General features: G+C 62.0%; 11 protein-coding genes. 6 read left to right on the top strand and 5 right to left on the bottom strand.

Features of this window, described 5'->3' with window-relative positions:
• Nucleotides 1-26 precede the first annotated feature (26 nt).
• From bglA to OLZ32_RS28310, 3 genes are all read left to right on the top strand, one after another.
• The gene (bglA, locus tag OLZ32_RS28320) at nt 27-1,679 is read left to right on the top strand and encodes a beta-galactosidase BglA (RefSeq protein ID WP_264424074.1); all 1,653 of its coding nucleotides are present in this window, start codon (nt 27-29) and stop codon (nt 1,677-1,679) included.
• A gap of 50 nt (nt 1,680-1,729) precedes the next feature.
• Nucleotides 1,730-2,818: an ABC transporter ATP-binding protein gene (locus OLZ32_RS28315; protein WP_003545590.1), complete on the top strand. Its 1,089-nt coding sequence runs from the start codon at nt 1,730-1,732 to the stop codon at nt 2,816-2,818.
• 176 nt (nt 2,819-2,994) lie between these two features.
• Complete coding sequence (locus tag OLZ32_RS28310; RefSeq protein ID WP_003545591.1) at nt 2,995-3,348, top strand: hypothetical protein; 354 nt, start codon at nt 2,995-2,997, stop codon at nt 3,346-3,348.
• Between the two features lie 80 nt (nt 3,349-3,428).
• Here the strand turns inward: OLZ32_RS28310 and edd are convergent, their stop codons facing one another.
• The 5 genes from edd to OLZ32_RS28285 all read right to left on the bottom strand — a co-directional run bounded on the left by edd (nt 3,429) and on the right by OLZ32_RS28285 (nt 10,393).
• Nucleotides 3,429-5,252: a phosphogluconate dehydratase gene (gene edd / locus OLZ32_RS28305; RefSeq protein ID WP_264424072.1), complete on the bottom strand. Its 1,824-nt coding sequence runs from the start codon at nt 5,250-5,252 to the stop codon at nt 3,429-3,431.
• 75 nt (nt 5,253-5,327) lie between these two features.
• Nucleotides 5,328-6,026: a 6-phosphogluconolactonase gene (pgl, locus tag OLZ32_RS28300; protein ID WP_264424070.1), complete on the bottom strand. Its 699-nt coding sequence runs from the start codon at nt 6,024-6,026 to the stop codon at nt 5,328-5,330.
• A 10-nt stretch (nt 6,027-6,036) separates the two neighbouring features.
• A complete protein-coding gene (gene zwf / locus OLZ32_RS28295; protein ID WP_029874072.1) occupies nt 6,037-7,512 on the bottom strand; it encodes a glucose-6-phosphate dehydrogenase in 1,476 nt (491 codons plus the stop codon).
• A 136-nt stretch (nt 7,513-7,648) separates the two neighbouring features.
• The gene (locus OLZ32_RS28290; protein WP_264424067.1) at nt 7,649-8,947 is read right to left on the bottom strand and encodes an NAD(P)/FAD-dependent oxidoreductase; all 1,299 of its coding nucleotides are present in this window, start codon (nt 8,945-8,947) and stop codon (nt 7,649-7,651) included.
• Between the two features lie 9 nt (nt 8,948-8,956).
• Nucleotides 8,957-10,393, bottom strand: a complete 1,437-nt coding sequence (locus tag OLZ32_RS28285; RefSeq protein WP_033181612.1) for a glutamine synthetase family protein — start codon at nt 10,391-10,393, stop codon at nt 8,957-8,959.
• Nucleotides 10,394-10,481: 88 nt separating this feature from the next.
• On the opposite strand from OLZ32_RS28285, the gene OLZ32_RS28280 reads away from it, so the two are divergent.
• From OLZ32_RS28280 to OLZ32_RS28270, 3 genes are all read left to right on the top strand, one after another.
• A complete protein-coding gene (locus tag OLZ32_RS28280; RefSeq protein WP_264424065.1) occupies nt 10,482-11,702 on the top strand; it encodes a BaiN/RdsA family NAD(P)/FAD-dependent oxidoreductase in 1,221 nt (406 codons plus the stop codon).
• A 214-nt stretch (nt 11,703-11,916) separates the two neighbouring features.
• Nucleotides 11,917-12,060: a hypothetical protein gene (locus OLZ32_RS28275; protein ID WP_003556626.1), complete on the top strand. Its 144-nt coding sequence runs from the start codon at nt 11,917-11,919 to the stop codon at nt 12,058-12,060.
• 312 nt (nt 12,061-12,372) lie between these two features.
• Nucleotides 12,373-14,904, top strand: a complete 2,532-nt coding sequence (locus OLZ32_RS28270; RefSeq protein ID WP_264424063.1) for a methyl-accepting chemotaxis protein — start codon at nt 12,373-12,375, stop codon at nt 14,902-14,904.
• The last annotated feature ends 38 nt before the right edge of the window (nt 14,905-14,942 follow it).

Below are 14,942 nucleotides of genomic sequence, written 5' to 3'. Positions count from 1 at the left end.
GACCGTGACTTCAAACAGGATATTCCATGAACGTGGCTTCCCAATCGATCTCGACCCCTGACAAGGACTGGTGGCGCGGCGCGGTGATCTACCAGATCTACCCGCGCTCCTACCAGGATTCGAACGGCGACGGCATCGGCGACCTGAAGGGCATCACCGCCCGCCTGCCGCATGTGGCAAACCTTGGCGTCGATGCGATCTGGATCTCGCCCTTCTTCACCTCGCCGATGCGCGATTTCGGTTATGACGTTTCAGACTACGAGAATGTCGATTCGATCTTCGGCACGCTGGTGGATTTCGACACGATGATCGCCGAGGCCCATCGCCTCGGCATCCGCGTGATGATCGACCTCGTCATCTCCCACAGCTCGGATCAGCATCCCTGGTTCGTGCAAAGCCGCTCCAGCAAGACCAACGCCAAGGCCGACTGGTATGTCTGGGCCGACGCGAAGCCGGATGGCACGCCGCCGAACAACTGGCTGTCGATCTTCGGCGGCTCGGCATGGGCGTGGGATCCGACGCGCATGCAATATTACCTGCACAATTTCCTGACCTCGCAGCCGGACATGAACCTGCATAACCCGGAGGTGCAGGACCGTCTGCTCGATGTCGTGCGCTTCTGGCTCAATCGCGGCGTCGACGGCTTCCGCCTCGATACCATCAATTTCTATTTCCATGACACGCAGCTGCGCGACAATCCGGCGCTTGCGCCCGAGCGCCGCAATGCCTCGACGGCGCCGGCGGTCAATCCCTATAATTTTCAGGAGCATATCTACGACAAGAACCGGCCCGAAAACCTTGCCTTCCTGAAGCGCTTCCGCGCCGTTCTCGAGGAATTCCCGGCGATCGCCGCCGTCGGCGAAGTCGGCGACAGCCAGCGCGGCCTTGAAATCGTCGGCGAATACACCTCCGGCAACGACAAGATGCATATGTGCTACGCCTTCGAGTTCCTGGCGCCCGATCCGCTGACGCCGGAGCGCGTCGAGGAGGTGATGCAGGATTTCGAAGCTGCGGCACCCGATGGCTGGGCCTGCTGGGCCTTCTCCAATCACGACGTTATGCGCCATGTCAGCCGCTGGGGCGGGCTGGTCGCCGATCACGACGCCTTTGCCAAGCTTTATGCCTCGTTGCTGATGACGATGCGCGGCTCCGTCTGCCTTTATCAGGGCGAGGAGCTGGCGCTGACCGAGGCCGATCTCGCCTATCAGGATCTGCAGGACCCCTACGGCATCCAGTTCTGGCCGGAATTCAAGGGCCGCGACGGCTGCCGCACGCCGATGGTCTGGGACAGCCAGGTCGCCCAGGGCGGCTTCTCGACCGTCAAGCCCTGGTTGCCGGTGCCGGTCGAGCATATCCTGCGTGCCGTCAGCGTTCAGCAGGGCGACGAGGCTTCGGTGCTGGAGCACTACCGCCGCTTCATCGCCTTCCGCAAGCTGCACCCGGCTTTCGCCAAGGGCGAGATCGAATTCGAGGAAACACAGGGCGATACGCTGGTCTTCACCCGTGAATACGGCAATGAGAAGCTGCTCTGCATCTTCAACATGAGCCCGGCCGAGGCCGCCGCCATTCTGCCTGCGGGAGAATGGCAGGCATTGACGGGCCATGGCTTTACCAGCAACAACTATGGCGACAAGATCGATATTCCGGCCTGGGGGGCGTATTTCGCCCGTCTTGCCTAAGGAACATAGGCCTAAGGAAACACGGGCCCAGGGAACACAGGGAGAGAGAAATGACTGGACTGACGCTGAAGGATATCCGCAAATCCTACGGTTCCGTGGACGTTCTCCACGGTATCGACCTCGATATCAAGCAGGGCGAATTCATCGTCTTCGTCGGTCCGTCCGGCTGTGGCAAGTCCACGCTTCTGCGCATGATCGCCGGTCTCGAGGCGATCACTGGCGGTGAGATGTATATCGATGGCCATCTCGTCAATGACGTGCCGCCCTCCAAACGCGGCATCGCCATGGTCTTCCAGTCCTATGCGCTCTACCCGCATATGACCGTGTTCGATAACATGGCGTTCGGCATGAAGATCGCCGGCGAAAGCAAGCAGGAAATCGATCGCCGCGTCAAAGCGGCGGCGGAGAGCCTGCAGTTGACCCAATATCTCGGTCGCCTGCCGAAGGCGCTTTCCGGCGGTCAGCGCCAGCGCGTGGCGATCGGCCGCGCCATCTGCCGCGATCCCAAGGTCTTCCTGTTCGACGAGCCGCTGTCCAACCTCGATGCCGCGCTGCGCGTCGCGACCCGCATCGAGATCGCCCGCCTGAACGAACAGATGGCCGATACGACGATGATCTACGTCACCCACGACCAGGTCGAGGCGATGACGCTCGCTGATCGCATCGTCGTTCTCTCCGCCGGCAATATCGAGCAGGTCGGCGCGCCGCTGGACCTCTACGAGCGCCCGGCAAACCTCTTCGTCGCGAAATTCATCGGCTCGCCGGCGATGAACATCATCCCCGCGACGATATCAGCGACCGGAAGCCAGACGACGGTGACCCTGACCGGCGGCATGTCGGTGACGCTCGATGTGCCGACCGATGCGTCGGAAATGGGCAAGCAGGCAAGCTTCGGCGTTCGTCCGGAGGATCTTGGAGTTGCCGACGGCGCCGACTACCTTTTTGAAGGTGAAGTGTCGATCGTCGAAGCGCTCGGCGAAGTGACGCTGCTTTATATCGAGGGCCTGGTTCCCGGCGAGCCGATCGTCGTCAAGCTGCCCGGCATCTACGATGTGAAGAAGGGCCAGAGGATGCGGTTTGCCGCCGACAGGCAGAAGTTGCATCTCTTTGACGCAACCGGTCATACCTACCGGAAATGAGGCGGCCATTTTTGGGGTGATCACCCCAAGAATTGTGCGGGACGGGCCGAATTCTCACTTTCTGTTAAAGATCGGCTGCTACCTTTTCCCTGTCAATTTATGAGGGGGATAAGCAGGTGGCCGCTTCCAATCCGTCACAGCCAAAATCTCATTTCCTGAGCAAGGAAGAATCCTTCATGTATGACCGCGAGGCGCGGTTCAAGATGGAGGACACGATGAATGCCGCGCGCATCGAATATACGGAAAAGGGCGTCATGCACGCGGCTTCGCGCCGCTGCGATATTGTCCGGATTTCGATGAGCAGCGCGACGCTCGCGATCCTGACCCAGTTCAGCCTGCCGAAGCAGTTCTATCTGGATATTCCGGATGCCCGCATCACCAAGGTCGGCTGCCTGTTGATGAAGGTCAACGCCAACAACACGGTCGAAGTCCGCTTCCTGCGCCTGCTGACGCAGAAGGAGCTGAACAAGATCTTCGTCTACAGCACCCATCCGGCGCACCGCGACTACGTTCTCGATATCCGCGCCTGAGGGACCATCCGACTGAAATCAAAAACCCACGGGGTGCTGCGCGCGCCCCGTGGGTTTTTGTCTGTCTCCAGTGACCACGCTCAGTGGTGGAAGAGCACGCTCGCACCCTGGTCCGAAGGTCCGACGGCGCGGCGGAACGGTGCGAAGAGCTCGCGGCCCATCCCGAATTCATTGTCGGAAAGATCGACGACGACAGGTTCACGCTCGGCCATGTCGGCCGCATCGACGAGCACCTCGAGCGTGCCCTTGATCGCGTCGAGTCGAATGATGTCGCCCTCGCGGATGCGGGCGATCGGGCCGCCGTCGACGGCCTCAGGCGTGACGTGGATCGCGGCCGGCACCTTGCCGGATGCGCCGGACATGCGCCCGTCGGTGAGCAGCGCCACGCGGAAGCCGCGGTCCTGCAGCACGCCGAGCGGCGGCGTCAGCTTGTGCAGTTCCGGCATGCCGTTCGCCTTCGGCCCCTGGAAGCGCACGACGGCGATGAAATCGCGGTTGAGCTTGCCTTCCTTGAAGGCGTCCTGCAGCTCTTGCTGGCTGTGGAAGATGATTGCCGGCGCCTCGATGATGTGGCGCTCCGGCTTGACGGCGGAGATTTTGATGACCGCCTTGCCGAGATTGCCGCGCAGCATCTTCAGCCCGCCATTCGCCTGGAACGGCGTTTCGATGCTGGAAAGCACTTTGGGGTCGACGCTTTTTTCCGGCGACGGTTCGCGCAGGACGGCGCCGTTTTCGCCGAGGCGGGCGTCGACCGTATAGGCTTGGAGACCCTGGCCGAAGACGGTGCGCACGTCGTCATGCACCAGGCCGTGCTTCAAGAGCTCCTTGATCAGGAAACCCATGCCACCGGCCGCCTGGAAATGGTTCACGTCGGCAAGCCCGTTCGGATAGACGCGGGCAAGCAGCGGGACGATTTCCGAAAGCTCGGCAATGTCCTGCCAGGTGAGCTGGATGCCGGCTGCCCGCGCCATGGCGACGAGGTGCAGCGTATGATTGGTCGAGCCGCCTGTCGCATGCAGGCCGACGACACCGTTGACGACCGAGCGCTCGTCGATCATCTCGCCCGCCGGCGTGAATTCGTTGCCGAGCGCGGTGATCGCCAGCGCCCGCTTGGCGGCTTCGCGCGTCAGCGCTTCGCGCAGCGGCGTGCCGGGATTGATGAAGGACGAGCCGGGCATGTGGAAGCCCATGATTTCCATCAGCATCTGGTTGGAATTGGCGGTGCCGTAGAAGGTGCAGGTGCCGGGACCGTGATAGGATTTCGATTCCGCCTCCAACAGTTCGGCGCGCCCGACCTTGCCTTCGGCGAAGAGCTGGCGCACGCGCGACTTCTCGTCGTTCGGCAGGCCTGTGGTCATCGGGCCGGCCGGAACGAAGATCGACGGCAGGTGCCCGAAGGACAGGGCTGCGATCACCAGGCCTGGCACGATCTTGTCGCAGACGCCGAGGAAGAGGGCGGCATCGAACATGTTGTGCGACAGGCCGACGCCCGCCGACATGGCGATCAGGTCGCGCGAGAAGAGCGAGAGCTCCATGCCCGGCTGTCCCTGGGTGACGCCGTCGCACATCGCCGGCACGCCGCCGGCCACCTGCGCCACGCCGCCTGCTTCGGCTGCTGCCTCGCGGATGATTGCCGGATAGGTCTCGAACGGCTGGTGGGCCGAGAGCATGTCGTTATAGGCGGTGATGATGCCGAGATTGGGGATGCGGTCGCCGGCGAGCGCATCCTTGTCGGCGGGGGAACAGACCGCGAAGCCATGGGCAAGGTTGGCGCAGCCCAGCACCGAGCGCGCGACGCCCTGCGAGGCGGCCGCGCGCAGACGTTCCAGGTAGCGCTCGCGGGTTGGTTTCGAGCGTTCGACGATGCGATCGGTGATCGCTGAAATGCGTGCGTGAGCGGACATGGAAAATCCCTGCCTTGTTCGTTGTCTTATCTGTTTCGGCGGCTCTGGCCTAAATCTCAATGGATCTAAGGCTGATCAGGGAGCCCAGTAGATCTCGACCGGGGAAGTGGCCCGGCGCAGAACGGCGCGGATCGGCATTTCTGCCTCGTCACCGCTGCCTTCCGCCTTGGCGAGAACGTCTTTTTTGCCTTCGCCCTCAATATGGAGAACCAGGAGTGCGGCATCCTGAAGACTGGAGAAGGTGAAGGTCAGGCGGGGCTCGCCGGCTCCTTCCGCTTCCATGGTGATGATGCCGCGCGGCGTCGATGCATCGATCGCCTTGGCAAGATTGCTGCCGCCGGGAAAGAACGAGGCGGTGTGTCCGTCGCCGCCCATGCCGAGGATGACGATGTCGAAGGGTGAACTGATCGCCCTGGTCTTCTCGGTTGCGAGCCTTGCCGCCTCCTCCGCGGAGGCCGCGTCCTGATAGAGCGGCAGGAAGTGTGCCGCCTTTGCCTTGTTCTGCAGCAGATTGGCATCGACCAGCAGATGGTTCGAGCGCGGATTGTCGGCCGGCACGAAACGTTCGTCGACAAGCGTGATCGTCACCTTGTCCCAGGCGATGTCGCGCGTCGAAAGCGCCTGGAAGAAGGCCTTCGGCGTGGAGCCGCCGGAAACGGCGATGGACGCCGTTCCGCGGGCGGCAATCGCCGCCGAAAGCGTATCTGCGACCTTATCGGCGAGACTGCCGGCGAGGTCTGCGGCGCTGGCGAAGGAATGCAGGGTCGATGCCATCGATTTCGTCCTAGATTTCGTCATGCCAGGTGCGGCCGTCGCGCTCGATCAGCGCGATGGCCTGGCTCGGACCCCAGGTGCCGGCCGTATAGCCCTGCACCTGCTGGCCGGTCGTTTCCCAACCCTTGAGGATTGGATCCACCCATTTCCACGCGGCTTCGACTTCGTCGCGGCGCATGAACAATGTCTGGTTGGAACGGATCACGTCCATCAGCAGGCGCTCGTAGGCGTCCGGATTGCGGACGTTGAAGGCCTGGGCGAAGCTCATGTCGAGCGAGACGTTGCGCAGGCGCATGCCGCCCGGACCCGGATCCTTGATCATCAGCGACTGCTTGACGCCCTCATCCGGCTGCAGGCGAATGATCAGCTGGTTGGCGTTGATGCGCCCGGCCGCCTGGTCGAAGATCGCGTGCGGGATCGGCTTGAAGGTGATGACGATCTCGGACATGCGCCCGGTCAGGCGCTTGCCGGTTCTTATATAGAAGGGAACGCCGGCCCAGCGCCAGTTGTTGATCTCGGCCTTGATGGCAACGAAGGTTTCGGTGTTCGAGACGCCGCCTTCGAGCTCTTCGAGGTAGCCCTTGACCGGGCCGCTGCCCGATGCGCCGGCGCGATACTGGCCGCGGACCGTCGCCTGCTCGACATTGGAGGCATTGAGCGGCTTCAGTGCGCGCAGCACCTTCAGCTTCTCGTCACGCACGGCTTCCGAATCCATCGACGAGGGCACTTCCATCGCCGTCAGGCAGAGCAGCTGCAGGATATGGTTCTGCACCATGTCGCGCAATGCGCCCGCCGTGTCGTAATAGCCGGCGCGGCCTTCGAGGCCGACCGATTCAGCCACCGTGATCTGCACGTGGTCGATGTAGTTGGCGTTCCACAGCGGCTCGTAGAGCGCATTGGCGAAGCGCAGCGCCATCAGGTTCTGCACCGTCTCCTTGCCGAGATAATGGTCGATGCGGAAGATCTGCTCTTCCTTGAAGGCGCGGCCGATCGTGTCGTTGAGCTGCAGCGCCGAGGCGAGGTCGCGGCCGATCGGCTTCTCGACGACGATGCGGGTCGACTTGGTGATCAGCTTGTGGTCGTGGATCTTCTGCGAAATATCGCCGAAGATGCCCGGAGCGACGGCGAGGTAGAAGGCGCGCACACGCTCCTTGCCCTCGTCGAGCAGCTTCTTCAGCTGATCCCAGCCGGCATCCGTGCGGGCGTCGACCGAGACGTAGTAGAGGCGGGCACAGAATTTCTCCACCTCCGCCTCGTCATATTCACCCTTCTTCAGGTGCTCGTTCAGCGCGTCCTTGGCGAATTTGCGGTATTCCTCGTGCGTCAACGGGCTGCGCGAGGCGCCGATCACGCGGGTCGGTTCGCTGAACTGGCCTTCGATCTGGCGATGATAGAGGGCAGGCAGCAACTTGCGTTCGGCAAGGTCGCCGCTGCCGCCGAATACGACGTAATCAAAAGGCTCAACGGGAATGATCTGGCTGCTCATGAGCTTGTCTCTCAATCAGGCTTTGGTTGGCGGCTCTTTTAATCTAATCGATTTAAAAAAGCCAGTGTGCAGTGCAATGAATCTGTCAGGCACCGGTTTTAGAGCGAATTTCCGGAAGAGGAAATCCGCAATCGGACTAAAACTTGTCGCGAAGCGCAAACCACGACAAGGCGAGGAAAAGCAACGGCGCCCGCATGCGAACTCCGCCGGGAAAGGCGGGAATATCGAGCGATGTGAAGAGGTCGAGATCGCCGGATTTTCCAAGCACCGTTTCCGCGTAGAGCTTGCCACAGTAGTTTGACAGCATGACGCCATGGCCGGAATAACCGCCGATCGAGATGACGCCGGGCATGACCTCGCGCGCGAAGGGCTGGCGCGGCAGGGTGATGCCGACGCTGCCGCCCCAGGCATGGGTAATCTCGATGTCCTTCAGGTCCGGATAGATCTCGGCGATCTGCCGGCGGATGTGCTCTGAAATGTCGCGCGGATTGTCCGAGGTATAGGCCTCGCGTCCGCCGAACAGCAGGCGGCCGTCGCCGAATTTGCGGAAGTAGCGCACGACGAAGCGCGAATCGGCCACGGCCTCGCCCCCGGGAAGCACATTGGTATGCCCATCGAGCGGCGCGGTGGCACCGATGAAGGAGCGGATCGGCATGACGTGGCTTGCCGTCACCGGCTCGAGGTCGCCGATATGGCCGTTGCAGGCGATCAGCGCGCGCTCCGCGGTGATCGTTCCCCTTTCGGTTTCGATCGTCACCTTGCCGCCGCTTTGGCGGATCGCCGTTGCCTTGGTCATCTCGAAGACTTCAGCACCGGCATTGGCGGCGACCCGCGCCAGCCCCACCAGCAGCTTCAGCGGATGGATGTGGCCGGTGCCGACATCGCGCACGCCGCAATGGAAACGCTTCGAACCGAGCCTTTCCTGCGTTTCCTCCTCGTCCATGAAGCTGAGATGCGGATAGCCGTAGCGTAAGGCGGCGATTTCGGCATTTTCGTAATAGTCGCGTTTGTAGCTCGCCTTGTGTGCGACATTGAGCTGGCCGGGCGCGTAGTCGATCTCGATCTGATGCTCACGGGCGAAATCGATCAGATGGCGCTTGGCCGCTTCGGCAAGATCGAACAGCGCCTTCGAGCGTTCGTAGCCGATCTTCTCCTCGAGTTCTTCCGGCCACCATCGCTGGCCGGTACCCAGTTGGCCGCCATTGCGCCCGGATGCCCCGTCGCCGAAGCGGCAGGCCTCGATCAGGACCACCGAAACGCCTGACTTGGCAAGATTATAGGCGGCCTGCAGGCCGGTATAGCCGCCGCCGACAATCGCGACGTCGCATGTTCTTGAGCCATCGAGAGCGGGGTAGGTGGGCCGCTCCCCGACGGTTGCCTGATACCAGGACAGCCCGGGCGAGATCGGGCTCTGCCACATCTCCTGCGATGCCATGATAGTCCCTCACACGTTGAGCAGAAGGAATTCCCGCTCCCAGGGGCTGATCACCTGCATGAAGGTCTCGAACTCGCCGCGTTTGACGCCGGCATAAAGGCCGATGAACTGCTTGCCGAATATCTCCTCGAAGGCAGGTTCGTCCTCGAGCAGCGCCACGGCTTCCAGCAGGCCGCGCGGCAGATCGATCGAACCCTCATTGGCCGAATCCTCGGTCGGCGCCGTCGGCTCGATCTGCTTCATGATGCCGAGCAGCCCGGAGGCGAGCGAGGCGGCGAGGGCGAGATAGGGATTGGCGTCCGAGCTCGGCAGCCGGTTTTCCACGCGCCGCGCCTGCGGATCGGAGACCGGGACACGGAAGGCGGTCGTCCGGTTGTCGTAACCCCAGGCATTGTTGACCGGGCAGGACATATCGGGCTGCAGGCGCCGGTAGGAATTCACATAGGGCGCCAGCATCGCCATCGCGCTCGGCACGAATTTCTGCATGCCGCCGATGAAATGGAAGAATTCCTTCGAGGCAGAGCCATCGGCATTGGAGAAGATGTTCTTGCCGGTCTCAATATCGACCACCGACTGGTGAATATGCATCGCCGAACCTGGCTGGCCCTGCATCGGCTTGGCCATGAAGGTCGCATAGATGTCGTGTTTCAGCGCCGCCTCGCGGATCGTCCGCTTGAACAGGAACACCTGGTCGGCAAGTTCGATCGGATTGCCGTGGCGCAGGTTGATTTCGAGCTGCGCCGGTCCCTCTTCATGGATCAGTGTATCGATCTCCAGCCCCTGCTTCTCCGAGAAATGATAGACGTCGTCGATCAGCTCGTCGAACTCGTTGATGCCGGCGATCGAATAGCCCTGGCCGCCGAGGATCGAGCGGCCGGACCGGCCTTTCGGCGGGTGGAGCGGATAGTCTGGATCGTCGTTCTTGGCGACGAGGTAGAATTCGATCTCGGGCGCCACGATCGGTTTCCAGCCGCGCTCATGATAGAGGCTCATGATCCGCTTCAGCACGTTGCGCGGCGTATAGGGCACTTCGCCGCCGTCCGAATCGACGATATCGCAGATCACCTGCGCCGTCGGGTCGGTCTCCCAGGGCACGACGGAAAGCGTCGAAAGGTCGGGCATCAGCTTCAGATCGCTGTCGCGCGGCTCATAGCGGAAGCTCTCCGTCTCGTCGGGATATTCGCCCGAAATCGTGTGCCGGTAGATCGCCGAAGGCAGCGCCAGCGAGGTGTTGGAGGTGAACTTCGAGCTCGGCATCATCTTGCCGCGCGCCACGCCGGCAAGGTCGGGCGTGATGCATTCGATGTCTTCGATGCCCCTGTCCCTCAGCCACCGCGCTGCTTCCTTCCAGTTCGCAACGCCGCGCAGGGATCCGGGCTCCGGGGGAGTTTTCTTCGAGGCGGGTACGTTTCTGGCAGGCTTCAGCGTCGTCTTTTTTGGGGACATGACACACCGGTTTGTATTGATCGTGGCGCCATCATAACCAGACTTTGCCAATTGGCGAGGGGTGGCAAACGTTGACTTTCGCCCTTTGATGGAAAAAGAAGACGCGGGTTTGATCGGGGAAACGGGTTTGCAGCGCAAAAGCGACGTTATCGTCATCGGCGCCGGAGCGGCGGGCATGATGGCCGCCATCCGTGCCGGAAAACGCGGCCGTTCGGTCGTCATCCTCGACCATGCCAGGGCGCCTGGCGATAAGATCCGCATATCAGGTGGCGGCCGCTGCAATTTCACCAATATCAATGCCGGACCGAAGAATTTCCTCTCCGCCAACCCGCATTTCTGCAAGTCGGCGCTTGCCCGTTTCACGCCCGCCGATTTCATCGCCATGGTCGACCGCCACGGCATCGCCTGGCACGAGAAGACGCTCGGCCAGCTCTTCTGTGACGATAGCGCCAAAGACATCATCCGCATGCTGCTGGCGGAGATGCGCACGGCCGGTGCAGTGCTGCATCTTGGCACCGAAATATCAGGCGTCGAAAAGACCGAATCCGGCTTCCGTGTATCGACGAGTGAAGGTCACTGTGAAGCATCGTCGCTGATCGTCGCCACCGGCGGCAAGTCGATCCCGAAGATGGGCGCCACCGGCTTTGCCTATCGCCTCGCCGAGCAGTTCGGCTTGCCCGTGCTCGAAACCCGACCCGGCCTCGTGCCGCTGACGCTCGATCCCGGCCTGCTGGAAAGCATCGCGCCGCTCGCCGGCATTGCCGCCCCGGCCGAAATCCGCCACGGCAGGACCGCCTTCCGCGAAGCGCTGCTTTTTACCCATCGCGGGCTGAGCGGCCCCGCTGTCCTGCAGGTCTCTTCCTATTGGCGCGAGGGCGACGAGGTCGTGGTCTCGATCGAACCGGATATCGACATCGCGGCCCATCTGAAGGCGGCAAAACAGATCAATGGCCGTCAGTCGCCGCAGACGGCACTCGGCGATATCTTGCCGAAGCGGCTGGCACAGTTTCTCGTCGAGCGCGAAAAGATCTCCGGCAATATGGCCGATCTGCCCGACAAGGCGCTGCTGCGTCTTGCCGCCGGCGTCCAGAACTGGGCGGTCAAACCGTCCGGCTCGGAAGGCTACCGCACCGCCGAAGTGACGCTCGGCGGCATCGACACGGCAGCGCTCGATTCCCGCAGCATGGAAGCAAAAGCCGTGCCCGGCCTTTATTTCATCGGCGAATGCGTCGACGTCACGGGCTGGCTCGGCGGCTATAATTTTCAGTGGGCCTGGGCTTCCGGTTTTGCCGCCGGCGAATGCGTCTAATGCCCTTTGTTTTGATGCATGTCGTGGCCCTAAAGTCGCTGCACATTTTTTGACATGCCTTGGAAATGTCCGGAGATACCGATTCAAGACTTCTTAATAGAGGTGCGCCATCCTGTCTCAATTGGCGGTTTGCAAGGTCGTTCCTAAATTAAGCTTTACCGGCAAGCCGATTTGTTGGATTGTTGTTGTGTTAGAGAGAAGTGAGGTTTCGACCATGACCAGAAACACACGACGCGCCCGCGCCATCGCAATTGCTGAGGCAAAGCCGAACGCTCGAATGGTCGCCCTGCGCTATCTGATGCTTGCCGCCGGCGCCACCGCCGCCAGCATCGCCCTGCTGCTCTCGCACTTCATCTGATCCTGTCCGCAGACGTGGAACGAACGTTGCGACATGCTCATTGTCGCACCGCGGCGTCGCGGCCCATAATTTGCAACTATTTCACTGCCTTGGCTTAACCCGCCATGACCGCTTATCCGAAAATTAATATCTAATCTGACACAATTGCTCGCGAATATTTGGGCATCTCCAAGTTGTTTGGACGTGAACTGGCAATGACTGCCGCCTGGCCTCCGGGTTCCCCAATGTAAAATAAGAACAGCTCGATGTGCACCCGGCTGGCGCCATGTGGCCGCCTGCGGGAGGAGTGGTGTATGAAAGGCCCGGAACGCCATGTTGATTGACAAGATTCTTTCCCGCTTCAGGATCAAGACCAAGGTTCTGATCTTCGTTCTGCCTTTCGTCGTCACCATTTCGGCGGTGGGTCTGACCGGCCTCTACGCCTCGGGACTTCTGCAGGGCCGCATGGAAATATCCAACAGCGTGCTGCAGTCGCTGAGCGGCTTCAAAGATCTCTATGGCTCGATGGACGATTTCCTGCGCGTCACCAGCCCTGAGGCGCGCGACAAACTGATCGCGGATCTGAAGACCCAGCAGGGCGTGCTCGACCAGACGCTGAGCCAGGTCGGTGACGAGGCCGCCGGTCGTGACAGCCTTGCGGAAGCATCGCGCCGCACCAAGGAAATTTCGGGCGTCGTCGACAAGCTGTGGGCCCTGCACGAGCAGGAACAGGCATTGCATGAGCAGATCGACGCGGCCCAGAAGAGCGTGATCAGCACCCGTTTCACCGTGTCCTACCAGGCCGAGCAGTTGCAGAGCACCGTCCAGAGCGACGAGAGCGCCGCCACCAGCACCCTTCGCACGGCCGACCGCCTGCTGAAGGGCGGGGATTTCCTCGGCACCGTCGCCAGCGGCTTCAGCAAGCCGCAGACACCGCAGGACAAGATCGCCTTCATCAACGAACAGATGCCGGAGATCATCAAATCGCAGCGTCTGATCGCCATCTCGGTTCCGAGCAATCAGAAGAATGTCATCGACGCGCTGGCTGCGACCATCGACGGCATCAAGGCAATCGTCCAGACGCCCAATCCGACCGACGAGACCGCCACCGAACTCGGCCGTCTCATTTCGCGCTTCCGCCAGACCTCGACCTATACGCAGCTGACCGCAACGCAGAAGATGCGTGACGCGACCCAGGAATTCGCCGCGCTCGACGGCCGGATTGCCCAGGCCAACTCGGTCCTGCAGGATACGAGGCGTCTCGAAAATTCCGTCTATTCGCTGCAGATCGTTCTTTCCGACTTTCTCGCCGATTCCAGCAAGGAAAATCTCGTGCGCCTGCAGCAGCAGGCCGGCACGCTCGGCAAGGACATGCAGGTGCTGGTCACCAGCGCCAAGGGCATGGGCTTTGCCGAGGGCATATCCGGCGCGATCCAGCCGGCGCTCGACGTCATTTCCGGCGGCGGCTCGAAGATCGTCGACACGATCGGCCAGCGCGTCACCGCCTATGCCGCGGCCCGCCAGGAACTCGACCAGATCTGGAAAAAGCTGACCGATTTCGCCGAACTGCAGAAGCAGACGGCCGGCACCGAGCGCACCCAGGCAAACAGCATCTCCGTCATGACCACCGGTCTCGGCATCCTTCTGTCGATCCTCGGCGGCATTGCCCTGGTGCTGACGCTGCAGCGCCCGATCAGCCATATCACCGGCGCCATGCGCCGCATCGCCGAAGGGGCGCTGGATACCAGCATCTCCGGCGAGCAGCGCCACGATGAAATCGGCGACATGGCCCGCGCGCTCGGCATCTTCAAGGAAAACGCCATCTCGAAGATCCGCATCGAGGAGCAGAGCGACGAGGAACGCGCCGCCGCCGAACACGAGCGCCAGCGCAACGACGCCGAAAAGCGCGAGATGGATCGTCAGATCGAATTCGCGGTCAATGCGCTCGCCGCCGGCCTCGAACGCATGTCGCAGGGCGATATCTCGACGACGATCGAAACGCCCTTCATCGGCCGTCTAGAACAGCTGCGCCAGGATTTCAACGGTTCGATGATGCGCCTGCAGGCGACGATGAGCCAGATCCGCGACAATGTCGAACTGATCCAGGGCAATGGCAACCAGATGGCCCAGTCGGCCGAGGATCTCTCTAAGCGCACCGAACAGCAGGCTGCCTCGCTCGAAGAGACCGCGGCCGCCGTCGACCAGATCACCGTCACGGTCCGCTCGTCGGCCGAACGCGCCAAGGATGCCGACCAGATCGTCCGCCAGGCCAAACGCAGCGCCGACGATTCCGCCGTCGTCGTCAGCAATGCGATCGACGCCATGAGCCGCATAGAAGGTGCCTCGCGCCAGATCGAGCAGATCATCGGTGTCATCGACGAGATCGCCTTCCAGACTAACCTCCTGGCGCTCAACGCCGGCATCGAGGCAGCGCGCGCCGGTGAAGCCGGCAAGGGCTTCGCGGTGGTCGCGATGGAAGTCCGCGAACTGGCTCAGCGCTCCGCAGCCGCGGCGCAGGAGATCAAGGGGCTGATCAACAAGTCGACCAGCGAGGTCAATTCCGGCTCGCAATTCGTGCAGGAGACCGGCACGGTGCTCGCCAAGATCAGCGCCCAGATCGTCACGATCAGCCAGCATGTCGAGATGATCGCCCGCGCCAGCCACGACCAGTCCAACGCGCTGCAGAGCGTCAACGCGACGGTCAATCAGATGGACCAGATGACCCAGCAGAACGCCGCCATGGTGGAGGAAACGACTGCCGCCAGCCGCGAACTGGCCGACGAGGCCGGTTCGCTGCGCAGGCTCATCCAGCAGTTCAAGATCGACGGCGAAGCCACCGTTGCGCCGGTCTATCGCGCCGCCTGATCATCGGCCGACCCGTCTTATTCGAACGGCCCCGGACT

Source organism: Rhizobium acaciae, assembly GCF_025941625.1.
In the GTDB taxonomy this organism is placed as follows: Bacteria; Pseudomonadota; Alphaproteobacteria; order Rhizobiales; family Rhizobiaceae; genus Rhizobium; species Rhizobium acaciae.
This window is presented reverse-complemented; position numbering and strand designations above follow the sequence as displayed.